The organism is Thermomonas aquatica, assembly GCF_006337105.1.
GTDB classification, from domain to species: domain Bacteria; phylum Pseudomonadota; class Gammaproteobacteria; order Xanthomonadales; family Xanthomonadaceae; genus Thermomonas; species Thermomonas aquatica.
This window is the reverse complement of sequence record NZ_CP040871.1, coordinates 1561418-1581643: the sequence shown is the minus strand read 5'-3', so window position 1 is coordinate 1581643 and position 20226 is coordinate 1561418. Positions and strand designations below refer to the sequence as shown.

21 protein-coding genes are annotated in these 20226 nt (G+C 69.4%); 14 read left to right on the top strand and 7 right to left on the bottom strand.

Annotated features, from left to right (window positions below; translation table 11 throughout):
- Positions 1–75: 75 nt before the first annotated feature.
- The 4 genes from FHQ07_RS07635 to hemC are packed head-to-tail and all read left to right on the top strand — an operon-like array spanning position 76 to position 3443.
- A complete protein-coding gene (locus tag FHQ07_RS07635) occupies positions 76–996 on the top strand; it encodes an AraC family transcriptional regulator (protein WP_168191503.1) in 921 nt (306 codons plus the stop codon).
- A 41-nt stretch (positions 997–1037) separates the two neighbouring features.
- On the top strand, positions 1038–1715 hold the full coding sequence (locus FHQ07_RS07630; RefSeq protein ID WP_139716244.1) for an alpha/beta hydrolase: 678 nt from the start codon (positions 1038–1040) through the stop codon (positions 1713–1715).
- A gap of 47 nt (positions 1716–1762) precedes the next feature.
- Positions 1763–2494, top strand: coding sequence for a LytR/AlgR family response regulator transcription factor (locus FHQ07_RS07625; RefSeq protein WP_139716243.1), 732 nt, complete (start codon positions 1763–1765; stop codon positions 2492–2494).
- A gap of 31 nt (positions 2495–2525) precedes the next feature.
- Positions 2526–3443, top strand: coding sequence for a hydroxymethylbilane synthase (hemC, locus tag FHQ07_RS07620; protein ID WP_139716242.1), 918 nt, complete (start codon positions 2526–2528; stop codon positions 3441–3443).
- On the opposite strand, the gene FHQ07_RS07615 is transcribed toward hemC, so the two are convergent.
- The 7 genes from FHQ07_RS07615 to FHQ07_RS07585 form a co-directional block, all read right to left on the bottom strand.
- Positions 3431–4066 carry a DUF481 domain-containing protein gene (locus FHQ07_RS07615; protein WP_139716241.1) on the bottom strand — a complete coding sequence of 212 codons (636 nt, stop codon included), beginning with the start codon at positions 4064–4066 and terminating at the stop codon, positions 3431–3433. The genes hemC and FHQ07_RS07615 overlap by 13 nt on opposite strands.
- Positions 4067–4126: 60 nt before the next feature.
- Positions 4127–5065 carry a dimethyl sulfoxide reductase anchor subunit family protein gene (locus FHQ07_RS07610; RefSeq protein ID WP_168191502.1) on the bottom strand — a complete coding sequence of 313 codons (939 nt, stop codon included), beginning with the start codon at positions 5063–5065 and terminating at the stop codon, positions 4127–4129.
- 139 nt (positions 5066–5204) lie between these two features.
- Positions 5205–5549, bottom strand: coding sequence for a heavy metal-binding domain-containing protein (locus FHQ07_RS07605; RefSeq protein WP_206202302.1), 345 nt, complete (start codon positions 5547–5549; stop codon positions 5205–5207).
- Positions 5550–5560: 11 nt separating this feature from the next.
- Complete coding sequence (locus FHQ07_RS07600; protein ID WP_139716239.1) at positions 5561–6304, bottom strand: 4Fe-4S dicluster domain-containing protein; 744 nt, start codon at positions 6302–6304, stop codon at positions 5561–5563.
- Entirely contained in the window at positions 6301–6957 is a 657-nt protein-coding gene (locus tag FHQ07_RS07595) for a 2-hydroxychromene-2-carboxylate isomerase (RefSeq protein ID WP_139716238.1), read from the bottom strand. Before FHQ07_RS07595 ends, FHQ07_RS07600 begins: the two co-directional genes overlap by 4 nt.
- Positions 6954–9818, bottom strand: a complete 2865-nt coding sequence (locus tag FHQ07_RS07590; RefSeq protein WP_139716237.1) for a molybdopterin oxidoreductase family protein — start codon at positions 9816–9818, stop codon at positions 6954–6956. Before FHQ07_RS07590 ends, FHQ07_RS07595 begins: the two co-directional genes overlap by 4 nt.
- A gap of 49 nt (positions 9819–9867) precedes the next feature.
- Positions 9868–10476 carry a hypothetical protein gene (locus tag FHQ07_RS07585; protein ID WP_139716236.1) on the bottom strand — a complete coding sequence of 203 codons (609 nt, stop codon included), beginning with the start codon at positions 10474–10476 and terminating at the stop codon, positions 9868–9870.
- A gap of 110 nt (positions 10477–10586) precedes the next feature.
- On the opposite strand from FHQ07_RS07585, the gene FHQ07_RS07580 reads away from it, so the two are divergent.
- The 10 genes from FHQ07_RS07580 to xerC all read left to right on the top strand — a co-directional run bounded on the left by FHQ07_RS07580 (position 10587) and on the right by xerC (position 20194).
- Positions 10587–11555: a helix-turn-helix transcriptional regulator gene (locus tag FHQ07_RS07580; protein ID WP_139716235.1), complete on the top strand. Its 969-nt coding sequence runs from the start codon at positions 10587–10589 to the stop codon at positions 11553–11555.
- An 8-nt stretch (positions 11556–11563) separates the two neighbouring features.
- Positions 11564–12469 carry a patatin-like phospholipase family protein gene (locus FHQ07_RS07575; RefSeq protein ID WP_168191501.1) on the top strand — a complete coding sequence of 302 codons (906 nt, stop codon included), beginning with the start codon at positions 11564–11566 and terminating at the stop codon, positions 12467–12469.
- Between the two features lie 61 nt (positions 12470–12530).
- Positions 12531–12803 carry a hypothetical protein gene (locus tag FHQ07_RS07570; protein ID WP_139716233.1) on the top strand — a complete coding sequence of 91 codons (273 nt, stop codon included), beginning with the start codon at positions 12531–12533 and terminating at the stop codon, positions 12801–12803.
- A gap of 71 nt (positions 12804–12874) precedes the next feature.
- Positions 12875–14965 (top strand): prolyl oligopeptidase family serine peptidase, encoded by a 2091-nt coding sequence (locus FHQ07_RS07565; RefSeq protein ID WP_139716232.1) that lies wholly within the window; start codon positions 12875–12877, stop codon positions 14963–14965.
- A gap of 63 nt (positions 14966–15028) precedes the next feature.
- Positions 15029–17191, top strand: coding sequence for a S9 family peptidase (locus FHQ07_RS07560; protein ID WP_139716231.1), 2163 nt, complete (start codon positions 15029–15031; stop codon positions 17189–17191).
- Positions 17192–17215: 24 nt separating this feature from the next.
- Positions 17216–17575, top strand: coding sequence for a YbaN family protein (locus FHQ07_RS07555; RefSeq protein WP_139716230.1), 360 nt, complete (start codon positions 17216–17218; stop codon positions 17573–17575).
- 26 nt (positions 17576–17601) lie between these two features.
- Positions 17602–17769, top strand: coding sequence for an LPS translocon maturation chaperone LptM (lptM, locus tag FHQ07_RS14370; protein ID WP_168191500.1), 168 nt, complete (start codon positions 17602–17604; stop codon positions 17767–17769).
- Positions 17770–17775: 6 nt separating this feature from the next.
- A complete protein-coding gene (gene dapF, locus FHQ07_RS07550; protein ID WP_139716229.1) occupies positions 17776–18612 on the top strand; it encodes a diaminopimelate epimerase in 837 nt (278 codons plus the stop codon).
- Positions 18613–18621: 9 nt separating this feature from the next.
- Positions 18622–19308 (top strand): DUF484 family protein, encoded by a 687-nt coding sequence (locus tag FHQ07_RS07545; RefSeq protein WP_139716228.1) that lies wholly within the window; start codon positions 18622–18624, stop codon positions 19306–19308.
- Between the two features lies 1 nt (position 19309).
- Positions 19310–20194 carry a tyrosine recombinase XerC gene (xerC, locus tag FHQ07_RS07540; RefSeq protein ID WP_139716227.1) on the top strand — a complete coding sequence of 295 codons (885 nt, stop codon included), beginning with the start codon at positions 19310–19312 and terminating at the stop codon, positions 20192–20194.
- Positions 20195–20226 lie beyond the last annotated feature (32 nt).

Genomic DNA, 20226 nt, shown 5'->3' with positions numbered 1-20226 from the left:
CGGCGGACGCTCGCGCATGGAATGGCGGTGGCGCGGGCATGGTCGCGGTGGCGGGGCTGGCCTAGGATGCGGGTCGTGGACACTGTTCCCGCCACCGCGACCCTGGACGACAACCGCGACAGCGTGCTCGAGACGGTGCTCGGCGCATACCGCATGCGCGTGGAGATCACTGCCGACGTGCGCTACTGCGGCACCTGGTACGACCAGGAGCCGGCGACCCGCTACGGCCAGTTCCACCTGCTCACCGAGGGCGAATGCTGGGTCAGCGGCGCCGCGCTGGAGGCGCCGGTGCAGCTGCGCCGCGGCGACCTGATCGTGTTCCCGGCCGGCGTGCGCCACCTGCTGTCATCCAGTGCGGACGCCCATTTGCCGACGGTGGGCGAGATCGAACCCGACGACACCGCGATGCTGTGCGGCGAACTGGAATTCATCACCGGCACCAGCAACCCGATCTTCAGCGCCTTGCCGGCGTATTTCGTGGTGCGCTCCGAGGACAGCAGCGACGGTTTCCGCCAGCTCGCGACGATGCTCACCGAAACCAGCCGCGACCGCCGCTGGGGCCGCCAGCTGGTGCAGAACAAGCTGGCCGATTCGCTGTTCACCATGGCGGTGTGCGAATACGTGCGCCGTGCCGAACACCCGCGCGGCCTGCTCGCGGCATTGACCGACGCGCGCCTGTCGCGCGCACTGGCGGCGGTGCACGAACGCCCGGGCGAGGACTGGACGATCCAGTCGATGGCGCAGCGGGCGAACATGTCGCGCACCGCCTTCGCCGAACTGTTCGCCGCCACCGTCGGCCTGCCGCCGATCCAGTACCTCGCCCACTGGCGCGCGACCGAGGCGCGGCGGCTGCTGAAGAACCGCCGGTTCTCGGTGGCGGCGGTGGCGGAGATGCTCGGTTACCGCAGCGAGGCCGCGTTCCGCCGCTTCTTCAAGCGCGTCGAGGGCGTCGGTCCCGGCAAGGTGCGCGCGGGCGACGACGACGCGGACGACTGAGCCTTGGGTAGACTGCGCGCTGGTCCGCATCGCCCTCCCCCATGACCGCACTGCTCGAAACCGTCGAACACGAAACCGGCCCGCAACCGCAGTGGAGCGTGCTGTGGCTGCACGGCCTGGGCGCCGACGGCCACGATTTCGCGCCGATCGTGCCGGAACTGGTGCGCAAGGACTGGCCGGCGATCCGCTTCGTGTTCCCGCATGCGCCGGTGCGCGCGGTGACCATCAACGGCGGCGCGCGGATGCGCGCCTGGTACGACATCCGCGACATGAACCTGGCCCATCGCGCCGACGGCGAAGGCGTGGCCGAATCGGTCGCGCAGGTCGAGGCCCTGATCGAGCGCGAGGCGCAGCGCGGGATCGCCGCGGATCGGCTGTTGCTGGCCGGCTTCTCGCAGGGCGGCGCGATCACGCTTGCCGCCGGCATCGCGCGCAGCACGCCGCTGGCCGGACTGGTCGCGTTGTCGACGTACTTGCCGATGACGCCCGCGCAGGCGCAGGCCGCGTTGCGGCCGGCCGCGGCATCGCAACCGCTGTTCATGGCGCACGGGCAATTCGATCCGGTGGTGCCCTGCGCCGGTGGCGAGATGAGCGCGAACGCGCTGCGCACGCTCGGTTTCGACGTGCGATGGCATCGCTACCCGATGCAGCACGCGGTGTGCGCCGAGGAAATCCGCGACCTGGGCGACTGGATGGCGGCGCGGTTTGCAGCCGCTTGAGTCCTGCGCGAGGATGGGCGCAACGGGATGAACGGGCGGAGCATGCGATGAAAGTGGTCATCGCCGACGACGAGCCGCTGGCGCGCGAGCGGTTGCGCGCGATGCTGGCCGGCGAGCCCGGGGTGGAGGTCGTCGCGGAAGCCGGCGACGGGCATGCCGCGCTGCATGCCTGCGCGGAGCACCATCCGGACATGGTGCTGCTGGACATCTCGATGCCGGGCATCGACGGGCTGGAAACCGCGCGCCACCTGGCCGCGTTCGAGCCGCGCCCGGCCGTGGTGTTCTGCACCGCCTACGACATGCATGCCTTGTCCGCGTTCGAGGCGCAGGCGATCGACTACCTGGTCAAGCCGGTGCGCCCGGAGCGGCTGTCCGCCGCGCTGCAGCGGGTGCGCACCTTCGCCGCCGGCCGCGCGCAACACGCCGACCATCCGGGCGAAGGGCAGAAGCGGACCCACCTGTGCGCGCGCCTGCGCGGCAGCCTGCGGCTGATCCCGGTCGACGACATCCGCTACCTGCAGGCGGAAGAGAAGTACGTGGTGGTCCACCATGCGCGCGGCGAGGACCTGATCGAGGAATCGCTGAAGTCGCTGGAAGGCGAATTCGCCGAGCGCTTCGTGCGCATCCACCGCAACTGCCTGGTGGCGCGCAACGAAATCGTCGAACTGCGCCGTGCCGGCGACGGCCATACCCAGGCCGTGCTGCGCCATGGCGCGCATCCGCTGGAAGTCAGCCGGCGCTGCGTGTCGCAGCTGCGGGATACGTTGCGCCACCTGTGAGCCGCGGGCCGGCACGGGCGATAATGCGCGCATGACCACGCTGCGCATCGCCACCCGCAAGAGCCCGCTCGCCCTCTGGCAGACCGAACACGTCGCCGACCGCCTGCGCGCCGCGCATCCGGGCCTCGTCGTCGAACTGGTGCCGATGAGCACGCGCGGCGACGAAGTGCTGGATCGTTCGCTGGCGGCGATCGGCGGCAAGGGCCTGTTCCTCAAGGAACTGGAGCTGGCGATGCAGCGCGGCGAGGCGGACTGCGCGGTGCATTCGCTGAAGGACGTGCCGATGCAGCTGGAGCCGGGCTTCGCCTTGCCGGCGATCCTCGCCCGCGCCGACCACGCCGACGCCTTCGTCAGCGGCCGCTTCGACGGGATCGACGCCTTGCCGCAGGGCGCGCGCGTCGGCACCTCGTCGCTGCGCCGGCAGGCGCAATTGCGCGCGCTGCGTCCCGACCTCGAGCTGCTGGACCTGCGCGGCAACGTCAACACGCGGCTGGCCAAGCTCGATGCCGGCGACTACGACGCCATCGTGCTGGCCTGCGCGGGCTTGCAGCGGCTCGGCTTCGATGCGCGCATCCGCGCCCGGCTGGATGCGCCGCACTGGTTGCCGGCACCGGCGCAGGGCGCGATCGCGATCGAATGCCGCGACGGCGACGATGCGGTCGTCGCGCTGTGCGCCGCGCTCGACGATGCCGACACCCGCACCTGCGTGGGCGCCGAGCGGGCGATGAACCTGGCCCTGCACGGCAGCTGCCATGTGCCGGTGGCCGCGTTCGCACGGCTGGATGGCGAGCGGCTCATGCTGCAAGGCCTGGTCGGTTCCGCCGGCGACGGCCGCAGCGTGCGTGCGCAGGCGCAGGGCCGCGGCGACGCGCCGGAGGCGCTCGGGCTGGCGGTTGCGGAGGCGTTGCTCGCGCAGGGCGCGCGCGCGCTGATCGATCAGAACACGTAGCGCAGGTTCAACTTCGCGTCGGTCTGGTTGCGGCCGGTCACTTCGCTGTCGCGGCGCAGTTCGACCCCGGTGTCCAGGGTCAGCGCCGGCTGCAGCTGGAACTTCAGCTGCAGGCTGTTGCGCAGGTAGGTGCCGTGCTGGCCGGTTTCGATCCGGGTGGTCTGCGACAGCCGGGTGCGTTCGCCCAGCGCCTGCCGCCATTCCAGGTTGCCGCGCAGCACCGGGCCGGTGCCGGCGATGCCGTCCTCGGCATAGCCCTGCAGGCGGTAGCCGGTGTCGATCGCCCAGGCCAGGCTGGCGTATTCGGACTTCAGCGCCTGCATGCCGTACTGCATGCCGACCCGGGCATTGCTGCCCTGCGCCTTCACCCAGTCCTTGCGCGGTTGCGCGGCGACCCGCAGGCGGCCGCCCGCGCCGGGCAGGTCGTCGCCATCGATGCGCAGCTGGCCGGCGGGAATCGCCGGCATCGCCCCGACCTGCCATTCGCCGCTGGCGCAGCGCGCCGCCAGGCAGCGCGGCGGATCGGCCAGGCGCTGCACCACCACCGCGTCCATCGCGGGCACGGGGGCGAGGTCGACGACGGGCGCCGGCACGGAAAAGGCCAGCCACAGCAAGGGCAACATGGGCGGCGATGCGGGGAGGGTTCCCGCATTCTACCCGGCCCCCCGCACGGGGCAACGCGCTCAGTAGTACAGCGTGACCAGGTGCCGGGCCTGGGCGAAGAACAGCCAGCGCTCGAGCAAGGCGCCGATCAGCGCGCAGCCGGTGGCGAGCGGCGCCGCCCACGCGCAACCCGGCTGCGACCATGCCAGCAGCAGGCACAGCAGCGGTGCCGGCGCGAACAGCAATGCCGAGGCGATCCGCAACATGCGCGAGTGCCGGCGGGCGACCACGAAGGCCATCTCGCGGGTGATGTAGTTGGCCTCGGTGTGCGGGCGTTCGAACACCGAGGCCTTGCGCTGCGGCAGGCCGATGGCGTCGCCGCGCGCCTGCGGCAGCGGGGTGCGGTCGATGTCGCGCCAGTAGGCGAGCTTCAGCAGCAGCACTGCGGCGGCGATGAATGCCAGCGCGTACGGCAGTGCGCCATCGATGCCGTGCGCGCCCGCAGGGATGGACGGCAGCATCGGCAAACCGCCGGTGAGCAGCGCGAACAGCAGGTAGCCGGGCAGCACCAGCGGATGCCGCCAGGCGGGAATCGGCTTGAGCGAGGCGTAGATCATCGCGGTGCAGGCCACGGTGGCCAGGCTTAGCAGCGCCAACAGGGCCGCGGCGAAGCGCGTTGCTGCACCGATCTGGTAGCCGCCATCGCGCGCCAGCAGGCACAGCAATGCTGCGGCAGGCACGAAGCTCGCCACCGCCAGCACGCCCTCGCGCGACAGCCACGAGGTGCGCCATTGCGAGAACGCCCGCCACGCGCGCAGCGGCTTGCCGAGATGCCAGAACGAGGCCAGCAGGCCGACCGCCGCGGCGATGCCGGCGTAGACCAGCAGCCAGCTCCAGCCCAGCGCCTGGAAGTTCTGCGGCGGCGCGCCGAAGGCGATGCGCAGGCCCAGCCAGGCCCACAGGCCGAAGCCGGCGCCGGACAGGGTGGTGAAGAAGAGGACGGAGAAGGCGGGGTTCATGCGATGCACGCTTGCGCGGCATTGCCGCGCGCATCGCATGGACGGGCAGGCAGGACGCCTGCCCCGGGGCTGCCAAAGTCAGGAGTGTTGCGCCAGGGATGGCGACGAGGCAGCGACATCGAGCGAGGAGCGCCCATGCCTACTCGATCACCACCGCGGTGCCGGAGGCGGACACCATCAGCATCGAACCGCCGTCCTGGATCTGCACGGTCTCGTAGTCGAGGTCGACGCCGACCACCGCGTTCGCGCCGCGTTCGCGCGCCGAGGCGAGCATGTCTTCCAGCGCCTCGGTCTTGGCCGCGCGCAGGACCTTTTCGTAGCTGCCGGAACGGCCGCCGATCATGTCGCGCAGGCCGGCGAACAGGTCGCGGAACATGTTGGCGCCGAGGATGGCGTCGCCGCCGACCAGGCCCTTGTAGGCGACGATGCGGCGGCCTTCGAAGCCGTCGGTGGTGGTGACGAGGATCTCGGTGTCCTTGGCCATGGCGATGTCCTTCAGCGTTTGAGGATGCGGTTGAGCCAGCGTGCGGCGAGGTTGCCGGCATCGGCCTGGGCGATGCCGTCGCCCGCCTGCGCAGCGCCGGTGCGTCGCGGCCGCGGCGGCAGGTAGCGGTTGGTCGGCTGGTAGCCGAGCTCCGGCATCAGCGCCACGCCGCCGCGATCGGCCACCAGCAGCGAGACCTTCGATTGCGGATCGGCGAGGTCGCCGAAATGCCGCGCCTTGGTCGGGCAGGCCTGCACGCAGGCCGGTTGGCGATCGGCTTGGTCGAGGTTTTCGTTGTAGATGCGGTCCACGCACAGCGTGCATTTCTTCATCACCCCTTCGACTTCGCTGTATTCGCGCGCGCCGTACGGGCAGGCCCAGGAACACAGCTTGCAACCGATGCACTTGTCCTCGTCGACCAGCACGATGCCGTCCTCGGCGCGCTTGTAGCTGGCGCCGGTCGGGCACACGGTGACGCAGGCGGGCGTTTCGCAATGCAGGCAGCTGCGCGGGAAATGCAGGGTCTGCGCGGGTTGCCTGGTCGCCGCATCCGGCGCCAGCTCGTAGCTGTGCACGCGGTTGAACCACACACCCTGCGGATCCTTGCCGTAGGGACGTTCGTCGGTCAGCGGCCCGGCGATGCCGCCCGCGTTCCACTCCTTGCAGCTGGTCGCGCAGGCATGGCAACCGACGCAGGTATCGAGGTCGATGACCAGCCCGAGTTTTTTCTTCGATGGCGGTGGCAACGAGGTCATCGTGCTGGTTCGCCGCTGGGCTTCTTGCGTTGCACGGCTTCGGGGATCGCGTCGACGCGGCGCATCTCGGCATCGAGCGCGCCTTCGTCGTCGCGATAGGCGAGCGCGAGCTCGGTGGCGTCGTTGCCCCAGAACAATTCGTCGCGCACCTTCAAGGTCGGTACACCGAACAGGCCAAGGCGCATCGCTTCCTCGCCATTGGCCAGCAATTCGCGCTTCACCTCGTCGCGGGCGATGGCGGCGGCGGGATCGTCGATGCCGAGCGCTGCCGCGACATCGGCCAGCGCCTCGATGCTGTCGGCCTGCCGCCCGTGTTCCCAGATGTGGGCGAAGATCGCGTCGATGGCCTGGATCCGGTCCGGCGCGGCCAGGCACAGGCGCAGCGCGGGCAGCGGGTTGAACGGATGCGCCGGCGGGAAATGCAGCGGGATGCCGGCCTGCCGCGCCTGCCACAGCACGATGCGGTAGGTATGCCGGCGCTTCTGCGGGATTTCCGCGGGGCCGAGCTGGCCGACGTGGTTGAGGATCGCGGCGAACAGCAACGGCTTCGGATTGAGCGTGACTTCGGGGAAGTCGCGGCGCAGGCGCTTCCATTGCAGGTAGGCGAACGGCGAGATGAAGTCGAAATACCAGTCCAGCGGCGTGGCGTTCATCGCGTAGCCTCCTTGTTGCGGCGACGGAAGCCGGCGCCGTAGCGCAGCGGGCGTTCGTCGGCCGGTTTGAACTGCAATGGCGCGAACTGCGGCGCGCTTTGGTCCGCCTGCGCATCCGCCTTGCGGATCGAGACGCGCAGGTCGAACCACGCAGCCTGCCCGGTGACCGGATCGGCATTGGCGTAATCGCCCTTCGGCGTCACGTCGGAAATCAGGTGGTTGAGCAGGAAGCCCTGTTCGCCTTCCGGTGCATCCTTCGCCAACCGCCACGCGCCCTTGCGCTTGCCGATCGCGTTCCAGGTCCACACCGTGTCCGGCTGCACGTTGCCGGCGAACTTGGCCTGCACGGTGATCCTGCCGTGGTGCGAGGTCACCTCGATCCAGTCCTCGTCGGCGATGCCATGCGCGGCGCCGGTCTGCGGATGCAGGTAGAGGTAGTTGCGCGCGGTGATCTGCCGCAGCCACGCGTTCTGGCTGCCCCAGGCGTGGTACATGAACATCGGCCGCTGGGTCACCGCGTTGAGCGGGAAGGTGGTGCGCGAGGTCTGGTCGTGCTCGAACGGCTCGTACCAGATCGGCAGCGGATCGAAATAGGTGGCGACGCGCTGGCGATGTTCCGCCGGCGGCTGCAGCGCGCCGTGGCCTTGCGCGGCCAGCCGGAACTTCTGCAGCGTCTCCGAATACAGCTGCAGCACGATGGGTTGGTCGTTCGGCACGAAGCCGAAGCGCTGCGCCCATTGCAGGTAATCGCGGTTGGCCATCTTGTAATAGCGCGCGGATTGCGGGATCGGCGCGTGCCAGAACCCGCCGTGTTCGATGTAGCGCTGCAGCTGGTCGGGGTTCGGCGCGCCCTTGCCCTGCTGCGCGCCGTCCTCGCCGCGCCAGCCGGCCAGCAGGCCGACGCCGGGCGCGCGTTCGTGGCGCACGATGTAGTCGGCGTAGTCGCGGTACTTCGGCGAACCGTCCTCGTTCACCAGCCCGGGCAGGCCGATGCGCGCGCCGAGCTCGATCAGCGCCGACTGGAAGCCGCGCACGTCGCGCGGCCGGCCGTCTTCGTCGAGCTGGGTCGCCGGGTCGAAGATCGGATGGCGGATCGCGTCGCTGGCGGCATCGGCATCGCTGATCGGGCGATCCAGCAGGCTGATCGCGTCGAAGCGCTCGAGGTACGTCGTGTCCGGCAGCACCAAGTCGGCATAGGCCACCATCTCCGACGCATAGGCATCGGAATAGATGATGCGCGGGATCTTGTATTCGCCGGCCTCGTCCTTGTCGGTGAGCCAGCGCATGGTCTCGCCGGTGTTCATCGCCGAGTTCCAGCTCATGTTCGCCATGAACATCAGCAGGGTGTCGATCTTGTAAGGATCGCCGGCCCAGGCGTTGCGGATCACGGTGTGCATCATCCCGTGCGCGGACAGCGGATACGCCCACGAATACGCATGGTCGATGCGGCGCGGCTGGCCGTGTTCGTCGACGACCAGGTCTTCCGGCCCATGCACGAAGCCCAGTGGTGCGGCATCCAGCACGCCATCGGGTTTGCGCGCCTTGCCGGGGCGATTGGCCGGCGGGATCGGTTTCGGGAACGGCGGCTGGTAGCGGAACGAGCCCGGTGCATCGAGCGCGCCCAGCAGCAGCTGCAGCAGGTGCAGCGCGCGGCAGGTGTGGAAGCCGTTGCTGTGCGCGCTGATCCCGCGCATCGCATGCATCGACACCGGACGGCCTTCCATCGTGGCGTGCTCGCGGCCCCAACTGTCGGTCCAGGCGATCGGCAGTTCGAGCTTGCTGTCGAACGCGGCCTCCGCCAGTTCGCGGGCGATGCGGCGGATGCTGTCGGCGGGGATGCCGCAGCGTTCGCTGACGGCGTCGGGCGAATACTGCGGATCGAGGTAGCGGTCCGCGATCAGCTGGAACACCGGGCGCGCCTTGCGGCCATCGGCCAACACGTACTCGCCGACCACGGCGGGCGACATGTCGATGGCATTCGCATCCGTGGCGGCGTGCGTGTGCGTGTTCCAGCACAGCGCGTTGCCGGCGGCATCGCGCGCGAACAGCCCATCGTCGGCGCCGCCGGGCTGGTCGATCACCAGCCAGTGCGCGTTCGCGTAGCGGACCAGGTAATCGAGGTCGATGCGGTCCATGCGCAGCAGTTCGTGCGCCAGCGCGAACGCGAACAGGCCATCGGTACCGGGGCGGATGCCGATCCATTCGTCGGCGATCGCGCCATAACCGCTGCGCACCGGGTTGACCGCGACGATCTTGGCGCCGCGTGCCTTCAGCTTGCCGAGGCCGAGCTTGATCGGGTTGCTGTCGTGGTCTTCGGCCACGCCCCACAGCATCAGGTACTGGGTGTGCTCCCAATCGGGTTCGCCGAATTCCCAGAAGCTGCCGCCGATCGAATACAGGCCGCCCGCGGCCATGTTCACCGAGCAGAAGCCGCCGTGCGCCGCGTAGTTCACCGTGCCGAACTGCTGCGCCCACCAGCCGGTCAGCGCCTGCGATTGGTCGCGGCCGGTGAAGAACGCGAATTCATCGGGATTGCGTGCGCGGATCGGCTTCAGCCAGGACGCGGCAAGGTCGAGCGCCTCGTCCCATTCGATCTCGCGGAATTCGCCGGCGCCGCGTTCGCCCACCCGCAGCAGCGGCTTGCGCAGCCGCGCGGGCGAATAGTGCTGCATGATCCCGCTGGCGCCCTTGGCGCACAGCACGCCCTGGTTGACCGGATGCTCGCGGTTGCCCTGGATGTAGCGGATCTTGCCGTCCTGCAGCCACACCTTGATGCCGCAACGGCAGGCGCACATGTAGCAGGTGGTGGTCTTGACCTCGTCGCCGGGCGACGGCGAGAGGTTCAACGCGGGATCGTGCATCCGCGCATTGTGCAGGCTGGCCGCGCCGTTCGCGAGCGGGTTGCGGCGATCAGGGTTCGCAATACCTGCGCTGGATCTCCAGTTCGGCCTGCAGTTCCGGGCTGTCGCCGCGACCGGCCGCAGTGACGAGGTTGTGCCGGTTGCGCGTGCAGATCTGCGCGCGGATCTCGTCCGGATCCATGCCGCCGAACAGCTTGCCGACCATCGCCACCGCCTGCGCCGGGGATAGCCGCTCGTGCATGCGGAAGCGGCCACCGGCACGGCCGGGCAGGCGCGCCTGGCGATCGGCCAGGGCGTCATGGGCCGGTATCTCGATCGGTGCCACCCGCGCCGCCGCCGCGGCCGATTGCTCGAGCAGCCTTGCCTGTAGCGGTACAGGCGCTTGGGCGGCGTCAACGGTGGCGGCGTCCGCAGGCGGCGATTCCTTGTCGGGTGCGGGAATCGCGCGCTGCCAAGCTTCCTTGCGCGGGCGTGGTGATGGTTCCGGCGCGACCGCAAGCGCGCGTGGAGGCAGGAAGACGACCTGCAATGCCTCTTCATCGCCGTCCGACGGGATCAGCCGCATCGCCCGCAGCAGCGCCCAGGCGAGCAACACATGGATAACCAGCAAACCCGCGAGCGCGATGGCGCCGTCGCGATGCAACGTCCGTGTCCCCAAGCTTCGCTCCGCGGCGAGGTTCCCGGGGCGATTGGAGCAAGCGCGGGCGAAAAGGTTCCCGAGCCGCGACCCGAGCGGCGAATGCCGGGTTTCGACGGCATAATCCGCGCATGGATCGCTACGAACGCATCATCGCCCTGCACCGCGTGCTGCAGGCCGCGCGCCGCCCGGTGACCGTGGCCCGCCTGCAGGACGAACTCGGCTGCTCGCGCGCCACCGTGTACCGCGACCTGGCCTTCCTGCGCGATGGCCTGATGGCGCCGCTCATCGGCGACGGCGAGGCCGGCTTCAGCTACGACAAGGCCGAGGCCGAGCGCTTCGAGCTACCGGGCCTGTGGCTCAATTCCGAGGAGCTGCACGCGCTGCTGGCCGCGCAGCAGCTGTTGTCGAAGAGCAGCGGCGGCATGCTGTCGTCCGCGCTGGCGCCGCTGCAGTCGCGGGTGGAAAAGCTGCTGGACGCGCATTCCGGCGGCAAGACCTGGCCGGTGGAACGGGTGCGGGTGATCCCGCATCGCGGCCGGCACATGGACGAGCACGCGTTCCGGATCGTCGCCTCCAGCGTGCTGGAGCGGCGCAAGCTGGCGTTCGACTATCGCGCGCGCTCGACCGACGAGAAGACCCGGCGCACGGTGTCGCCGCAGCGGCTGACCCACTATCGCGACAACTGGTACGTGGATGCCTGGGACGAGGAGAAGCAGGGCCTGCGCAGCTTCTCGATCGACCGCATCTCCGCCGCGCGTTTCGCCGATGGCGCGGCCCGCGACGTGGCCGACGACGAACTCAACGCGCACCTTGCCGGCAGCTACGGCATCTTCTCCGGCGCGCCGAAGGGCTGGGCCACCATCGTGTTCAGCGCCAAGGCCGCGCGCTGGGTCGCCGACGAGCACTGGCATTCGCAGCAGCAGGGCCGGTTCCTGGCCGATGGCCGCTACGAACTAAAGGTGCCGTATTCGGTGCCGCGCGAATTGCTGATGGACGTGCTGCACTACGGCGGCGACGCCGAGATCGTCGAGCCCAGGACCCTGCGCGAGCAGATGCGGGCGATGCTGCAGCTGGCCATTTCCAACTACGGGTCGTGATGGGCGGCGTGCCGGTCAGCGCGGCATCGCGCGACGAGCCGATCGCGCTTGCGCTGGGTGCCGGCGGCGCGCGCGGGCTGGCGCAGATCGGCGTGATCGAGGCGCTGCAGGCGCGCGGGTTGCGCATCGTCGCGATCTCCGGCGCCTCCAGCGGCGCGCTGGTCGGCGGCGCCTGCGCGGCGGGCAAGCTGGAAGCGTTGCGCGACTGGCTGCTCGGCACCAGCCGCGGCGCCATGCTGCGCCTGCTCGACCCCGGCTTCGGCCGGCCCGCGCTGTTCACCGGCGACCGCTTGCTGGAGAAGCTGCGCGAAGTGGTGGGCACCCCGCGGATCGAGGAATTGCCGATCGATTTCACCGCGGTCGCGGTGGACCTGGTCCGCCAGCGCGAAGTCTGGCTGCGCCGCGGCGACCTGTGGGATGCGGTGCGTGCGTCGTTCGCGATCCCCGGCATCTTCACGCCATTCACGCTGGGCGGGCGCGAATTGGTCGACGGCGGCCTGCTGGCGCCGTTGCCGATCACCGCGACCCGGCTGTCCGGCGCGCACCGGCTGGTCGCGGTGGACATGCATGGCTGGCCGCAGTCGCCGCCGGGCGACGTGGCGAACGACGATGCGGATGCGGAAGGCGCAAGCGCGCCCGGCGTGATCGGTCGCTGGATCGGCCGCCATTTCGGCGGCGATGCCGATGGCGACGGCAAGCCCGACCACCACATCGGCCTGACCGAAACCATGTCGCGCTCGCTGGACACCATGCAGGCGCAGATCGCGCGCGTGCAGCTGGCGCTGGATCCGCCGGAGCTGCTGATCCGCATCCCCCGCGATGCCTGCCAGTTCTACGAATTCTGGCGCGGCGAGGAATTGATCGCGATCGGCCGGCAAGCGACCGAAAAGGCGCTGGACGCGGCGGGGTACTGAGCGTCGCAGCCCGTGAGAAGGTGCCTGCGCAAGCTGCAGGCAACCCGAACGGAGCGCCGCCATGACCCGCGAACAGCTTGATGCCATCCTCCGCCACGCCGTGATCCTCGGCACCCTGGCCGTCCTGCTGTTCCCGGCCGCACGCGGCAGTTCGCAATGGCTGGGCTGGCTGCCGCTGTGGCTGGTCGGCATGCCGTTGGCGGCCTGGTGGAGCCTGCGCGGCTTCCCGCTGCCGGATGTCGCGCTGCGCTTGCCGCGCCGCCGTCGCGCGCAGGCGCACAGGCGGCGGATGCACCGCGCCATGTCGCCGCTGCGGGCGGCGCGCCGCGCCTGAGCGGATGGCACATTGGCGGCCGAGGGCCCTGTGCTAGCGTTCCGGATCCACGATTCCGCCCGGAGCGCGCCATGTCCCAGCTGTCCAACGCCTGCCTGATCGCCGGCCTCGCCATCGCCGGCGGCGCTGCCGCGCAGACCCCGCCAAGCGACGATCCCTATGCCTGGCTGGAAGACGTGCAGGGCGAGAAGTCGCTGGATTGGGTGAAGGCGCGCAACGCCAAGGCCGAGGCGGAGATCGCCGGCACGCCGGAGTTCAAGCGGCTCGAGGCGGCGATCCTCGCCATCCTCGATTCGGACGCCAAGATCCCCGGCGTCGAGAAGATCGGCGACCACTACTACAACTTCTGGAAGGACAAGCAACACGAGCGCGGCCTGTGGCGGCGCACCACGCTGGCGGAATACCGCAAGCCGCAGCCGCAGTGGGAAACCGTGCTCGACCTCGACGCGCTGAACAAGGCGGAGGGCGCGAAATGGGTCTGGCACGGCGCCGACTGCCTGAAGCCGGAGTACGAGCGCTGCCTGATCGCGCTGTCGCCCGGCGGTTCGGATGCCGACGTCACCCGCGAGTTCGACCTCAGGACCAAGCAGTTCGTGCAGGACGGGTTCTTCCGCGCGGAAGCCAAGGGCGGGCTGGGCTGGATCGATCGCGACACGGTCTACGTGTTCACCGACTTCGGCCCGGGCAGCACCACCAGTTCCGGCTATCCGAACATCGTCAAGGAATGGAAGCGCGGCACGCCGATGTCCGCCGCGCAGACGGTGTACGAGGGCAAGCCGGGCGACATGTACATCAGCGCCGGCCACGACCACGCGCCGGGGTACGAGCGCGATTTCGTCAACCGCACGCTCGCCTTCTACAACGACGAGCTGTACCTGCGGAACAAGGATGGAAGCCTGGCGAAGGTCGATGCGCCGAATTCCGCGCAGAAGGGCGTGCACAAGGACTGGCTGCTGCTGGAACTGCGCGAGCCGTATGAAGCCGATGGCAAGACGTACAAGCCCGGCGCGCTGATCGCGACCAACTTCAACGACTTCATGGCCGGCAAGCGCGACTTCACCGCGCTGTTCGAGCCGACCGACAAGTCCTCGCTGGCGGGTTACACCTGGACCAAGGACCACCTGGTCCTGAACGTGATGGAGGACGTCAAGAACCGCCTGTACGTGCTGACTCCTGGCAAGGTGGAATGGGCGAAGAACGACTTCGTCGGCGCGCCGACTATCGGCACCATCGGCGTCGGCGCGGTGGATGCCGACGACAGCAATGCGGTGTGGCTGACCGCCACCGACTTCCTCACCCCGACCACGCTGTCCATCGCGGAACTGGGCAGCAAGCCGGAAGTGCTGAAGTCCAACCCGGTGTTCTTCGACGGGTCGAAGGACGTGATCGAGCAGCACTTCGCCACCAGCAAGGACGGCACCAAGGTCCCGTACTTCCTGGTGCGCCCGAAGGCGCTGAAGTTCGACGGCAAGGCGCCGACCCTGCTGTACGGCTACGGCGGCTTCGAGGTGTCGATGACGCCGTCGTACTCCGGCAGCATCGGCAAGGCCTGGCTGGAGAAGGGCGGCGTGTACGCGCTGGCCAATATCCGCGGCGGCGGCGAATACGGGCCGCGCTGGCACCAGGCCGCGCTGAAGGCCAATCGTCACAAGGCCTACGAGGACTTCGCCGCGATCGCCGACGACCTGGTCGCGCGCAAGATCACCTCGCCCAGGCACCTCGGCACCATGGGCGGCAGCAACGGCGGCCTGCTGATGGGCAACATGCTCACGCAATACCCGGAGAAGTTCGGCGCGATCGTGGTGCAGGTGCCGCTGCTCGACATGAAGCGCTACAGCCACCTGCTGGCCGGCGCCTCGTGGATGGCCGAATACGGCGATCCGGACACCAGCGACTGGTCGTTCATCCAGACCTTCTCGCCCTACCACCTGTTCGATGCGAACAAGGATTACCCGGCGACGCTGTTCACCACCTCGACCAAGGACGACCGCGTGCACCCCGGCCATGCGCGCAAGATGATGGCGAAGATGGAAGCCGCCGGCAAAAACGTGCGCTACTACGAGAACATCGAGGGCGGCCACGGCGGCGCGGCCAACAATGCGCAGTCCGCGCACATGAACGCGCTGTCCTACACCTTCCTCTGGCAGCAACTCACGAAATAAGCGGCTCCGGCCCGCTGCTGCCGGGCCGGCCTTCGTTGCAATCCGCGCACCGGAGCCCCATCCATGAAACCGACCTCCATCGCCTTCGCCCTTGCCCTGATGAGCCTGAACGCCTTCGCCGCCGACCTCCCCGCCCCGCCCGACGTGGCGAAGCAGCCGCACGTGGTGAAGGCCCCGTTCGGCGCCGAGCGCCAGGACGAGTACTACTGGCTGCGCGACGACAACCGCAAGAACCCGGCCATGCTGGCCTACCTGAAGGCGGAGAACGCCTACGCGGACGCGCTGCTGGCGCCACTGAAGCCGGTGCAGGACACGCTGTACGACGAGATCGTGGCGCGCATCAAGCAGGACGACGCCTCGGTGCCGTTCCGCGAACGCGGCTGGTGGTATTACGGACGCTTCGAGGCCGGCAAGGATTACCCGATCTACGCCCGTCGCCGCGATGCCGCGGGCATCGGCGCGGTGTCGATCCAGCGCGCCAACGAGGCCGCCGACTTCGCCGGCGAAGAGGTGCTGCTGGACGTCAACGCGCTGGCCGCGGGCAAGGACTACTACGCGGTCAGCGGGCGCAACGTCAGCCAGGACAACCGGCTGATGGTCTACGGCGACGACACCAATGGCCGCCGCCAGTACACTCTGCGCGTCAAGAACCTCGAAACCGGCGAAACCCTGGCCGATGCGATCCCCGGCACCGCCGGCTACGGCGTGTGGGCGGACGACAACAAGACCTTCTTCTACATCGAGAACGATCCCGAGACCCTGCTCAGCACCAGGGTGAAGAAGCACATACTCGGCACCGATCCGAAGGACGACGTGCTGGTCTACGAGGAGAAGGACGACACCTTCTACATGGGCGTCGGCCGCACCCGCGACGACAAGTTCATCGTGATCGGGATGGACAGCACCGTCTCCAACGAGACCCGCTACGCCTCGGCGGCGGACCCGGGCGAGTTCAAGGTGCTGGCGCCGCGCGCGCGCGACGTCGAATACGATGCCGACCACTTCGGCGGCCGCTGGGTGATCCGCACCAACGATGGCGGCGCGACCAACTTCAAGATCGTCACCGCCGCCGACGGCAGCGCCTCGCGCAAGGACTGGCGGGACTGGATCGCGCACGACCCGCAGGTGTTCATCGAGGGCATCGAGCTGTTCGACGGCTTCGCCGCGGTGGCCGAGCGTTCCGGCGGGCTGGAGCGCGTGCGCGTGCTGCGCGGCGACGGCGGCTCCGAATACGTGAAGGCTGACGAGACCGCCTATTCGATGGGCCTCGACGTCAATGCCGAAACCGATACCGACTGGCTGCGCTACAGCTACACCTCGCTGGCGATGCCGGCGACGACCTATGAGCTGAACATCAAGACCGGCGAACGCCGTGAGCTGAAGCGCCAGCCGGTGCCGGGCTACGACCCGGCCAACTACGTCACCGAGCGGGTGTGGGCGACCGCGCGCGACGGCGTCAAGGTCCCGGTCTCGATCGTCTACAGGAAGGGCTTCGAGAAGAACGGCAAGGCGGCGATGCTGCAGTACGGCTACGGCAGCTATGGCGCGTCGATGGATCCGGGCTTCTCGGTGACCACGGTCAGCCTGCTCGACCGCGGCATGGTGTATGCGCTGGCGCACATCCGCGGCGGCCAGGAAATGGGCCGCGCCTGGTACGAGGACGGCAAGCTGCTGCACAAGAAGAACACCTTCACCGACTTCATCGACGTCACCGACGACCTGGTGAAGCAAGGCTATGCGGCGAAGGATCGCGTCGCCGCGCTCGGCGGCAGCGCCGGCGGCCTGCTGATGGGCGCGATCGGGAACATGGCGCCGGACAAGTACCGGGTGATCCTCTCGCAGGTGCCGTTCGTCGACGTGGTGACCACCATGCTGGATCCCAGCATCCCGTTGACCACCAACGAATACGACGAGTGGGGCAACCCCGAGCAGAAGAAATTCTACGACTACATGCTCACCTACTCGCCGTACGACAACCTGAAGCAGCAGGCCTATCCGGCCACCTTCGTCGGCACCGGCCTGTGGGATTCGCAGGTGCAGTACTGGGAGCCGGCGAAGTACGTGGCGCGCCTGCGCGACCTCAACACCTCGAAGGAACCGGTGGTGTTCCGGATCAACATGGAAGCCGGCCACGGCGGCAAGTCCGGCCGTTTCCGCCGCTATCGCGAGCAGGCGGAGATGTATTCCTTCATGCTCGACCAGCTCGGCGTGGGCGAGCGCAAGTAAGCCCTCGCCGACGGCGGCGCGTGCATGCGCTGGTTCTGGTGGCTGCTGGCCTACGCCAGCCTCGGCATCGGCATCGTCGGCATCGTGGTGCCGGGCCTGCCGACGGTGCCGTTCGTGCTGCTCGCCGCGTTCGCCGCCGCGCGCGGTTCGCAGCGCCTGCGCGACTGGCTGCTGGCGCATCGCCAGTTCGGGCCGGTGATCCGCGATTGGGAGCGCGAAGGCGCGGTCTCGCGCCGCGCCAAGCGGCTGGCCATCGGCATGATGGCGCTGTGCGCGCTGGTGATGTTCCTGACCGCGCCGAAGTGGTGGATGGCCGCCACCGGCACCGCGATCATGGCCTGCGTGGCGCTGTGGCTGTGGCGTCGCCCGGAGCCGCGACAGTGAGCGGAGCCGCGGGTACACTGCCGGCCATGATCAAGCGCATCGCACTCGCCTCGTTCCTGCTCTGCCTGCTGGCCGCCTGCGGCAACAAGGGTCCGCTGGTGATGCCGGACGCCAAGCCGGCCGCCGCGCCCGCGCCCGCCGCACAGCCCGCCGCCGAACCCGCGAAGACCGAGTCCGGCACGCCGGCAGGCTGAAGCCGCATGCGTTTCTCGAAGATGCACGGCGCGGGCAACGACTTCGTCGTGCTCGACCTGCGCGATGGCCGCGCGCCGCCGGATGCCGCGCAGTGCGCGCGCATCGCCGACCGCCACCTGGGCGTCGGCTGCGACCAGTTGCTGACCGTCGAAGCGCCGCGCAGCGAGGGCGCGGTGGCGTCCTACCGCATCTGGAATTCGGATGGCTCGGCCGCGCGGCAATGCGGCAACGGCGCGCGCTGCATCGCCGCCTGGCTGCTGCGCGATGGCGCGGCGCCGGCGAACGGCGGCTTCGCCATCGACAGCCCGGCCGGCCGGCACGAGGTCGCGCGCGACGCGCAGGGCGGCTTCGTCATCGACATGGGCGCGCCGGGTTTCCTGCCGGAGGCCGTGCCGCTGCGCGGCTGGCACGTGGCGCAGGACGAATACACGCTGGACATCGACGGCATCGCGGTCCGCTTCGGTGCGGTCTCGATGGGCAACCCGCATGCGGTGATCGAGGCGGCGGACGTGGCGACCGCGCCAGTGGCCGAACTCGGGCCGGCCATGCAGGCGAGCCTCGCCTTCCCGGAGTCGGTCAACGTCGGTTTCGCCGAGGTCGTGTCGCGCGATCGCATCCGCCTGCGCGTGTTCGAGCGCGGCGTCGGCGAGACCCTGGCCTGCGGCAGCGGCGCCTGCGCGGCGGTGGCGTCGCTGGCGCGACGCGGGCGGATCGACGCAGAGCGCGAGATCGCGGTGGAATTGCCCGGCGGCACCCTGCGCATCCGCATCGATCGAACCGATGGCCGCATCCGCATGGGCGGTCCGACCGCCTTCGTTTTCGAAGGCAGCATTCTTTCCTAGGGGCTCGTAGTGACGAACGGTTTCGACAATGCCGAGAAGCTCGGTGCGCACGAAGTGGCGGCCTGGCTGCGCCGGCATCCATCCTTCCTGCAGCAATTCCCCGACCTCGCCCTGACCCTGGTGGTGCCGCGCGAGAACGGCCCGGCCGCGTCGCTGGCCAGCTACCAGCTGGACGTGCTGCGCGACAAGAACCGCGAGCTGTCGCGGCGGCTGCAGGAACTGTTCGGCAACGCGCAGGAGAACGAGCGCCTCGCGGTGCGCACCCACCAGCTGACCCTGGCGCTGATGAAGCAGGACAGCGCCGCCGACACCCTGCGTGCGATGGCGGCGACGCTGGCGGAAGACTTCCAGGGCGACCTGGTGCGGATCGTGTCCTTCCATGCGGTCGACGGCGTCGACGATGCCGAGTGGCTGCAGGTGATCGGCGAGGACGATCCGCGACTGTCCGGTTTCCGCGACCTGATGGCGGCCGGCGGCGAGCCGGTGTGCGGCCGCCTGCATCCGGACAAGAACGCATTGCTGTACGGCCTGCGCGCGGAAGACGTGCAGAGTTCGGCGCTGCTGGTGTTGCCGGGCATCGGCCTGGTCGCGGTCGGCAGCCGCGATCCCAACCGCTTCTTCCCCGGCATGGGCACGCTGTTCCTGCGCATGATGGGCGAGGCGCTGGCGGCGGGGCTGCAGCGTTTCCGCGGATGACATGAACGCGACCGGCCCGGTCGAGGCGTTCCTGTCGCACCTCGCGGTCGAGCGCCGCACCTCCGCGCACACGCTGGATGCGTATCGCCGGGATCTGTCCTCGTTGAACGCATGGGCGAAGGCGCAATCGCGCGACGTGCTTGCGCTGAGCGGCGAGGAGCTGCGCCAGTTCGTGGCTTCGGAGCATCGTCGCGGCCTGTCGCCGAAGAGCCTGCAACGCCGGCTCTCGGCCTGCCGCAGTTTCTATCGCTGGCTGCTGAAGCTGGGCCGCATCGCCGCCAGCCCCGCCGAGGCGATCCGCGCGCCCAAGGCGCCGCGCAAGCTGCCGCAGGTGCTCGACGTCGACGAAGCCGTGCAGCTGGTGGAAGTCGCCACCGATGCGCCGCTGGGCTTGCGCGATCGCGCGTTGCTGGAGTTGTTCTATTCCTCCGGCCTGCGCCTGTCCGAGGTGTGCGCGCTGAGATGGAGCGACCTCGACTTCGCCCAGGGCCTGGTCAGCGTGTTCGGCAAGGGCGGCAAGCAGCGCGTGGTGCCGGTGGGCTCGCACGCACGCAATGCGTTGCAGGAATGGCGGGTCGAATCCGGCGGCGAGCCGGCCGGTTTCGTGTTCCCGGGCCGCGGCGGCAGGCAAATCAGCTCACGCGCGGTGCAGCTACGGATGAAGCAGATCGCCATGCAGCGCGGGGTGTACAAGCGCGTGCACCCGCACCTGCTGCGGCACAGCTTCGCCAGCCACATGCTGGAATCCTCCGGCGACCTGCGTGGCGTGCAGGAACTGCTGGGGCATGCCGACATCGCCACCACCCAGATCTACACCCACCTCGACTTCCAGCACCTGGCCAAGGTCTACGACGCTGCGCATCCGCGGGCGAAGCGCAAGCCGTGATGCGATGAACGCCTCGCGCGGGCCGTTGCGGC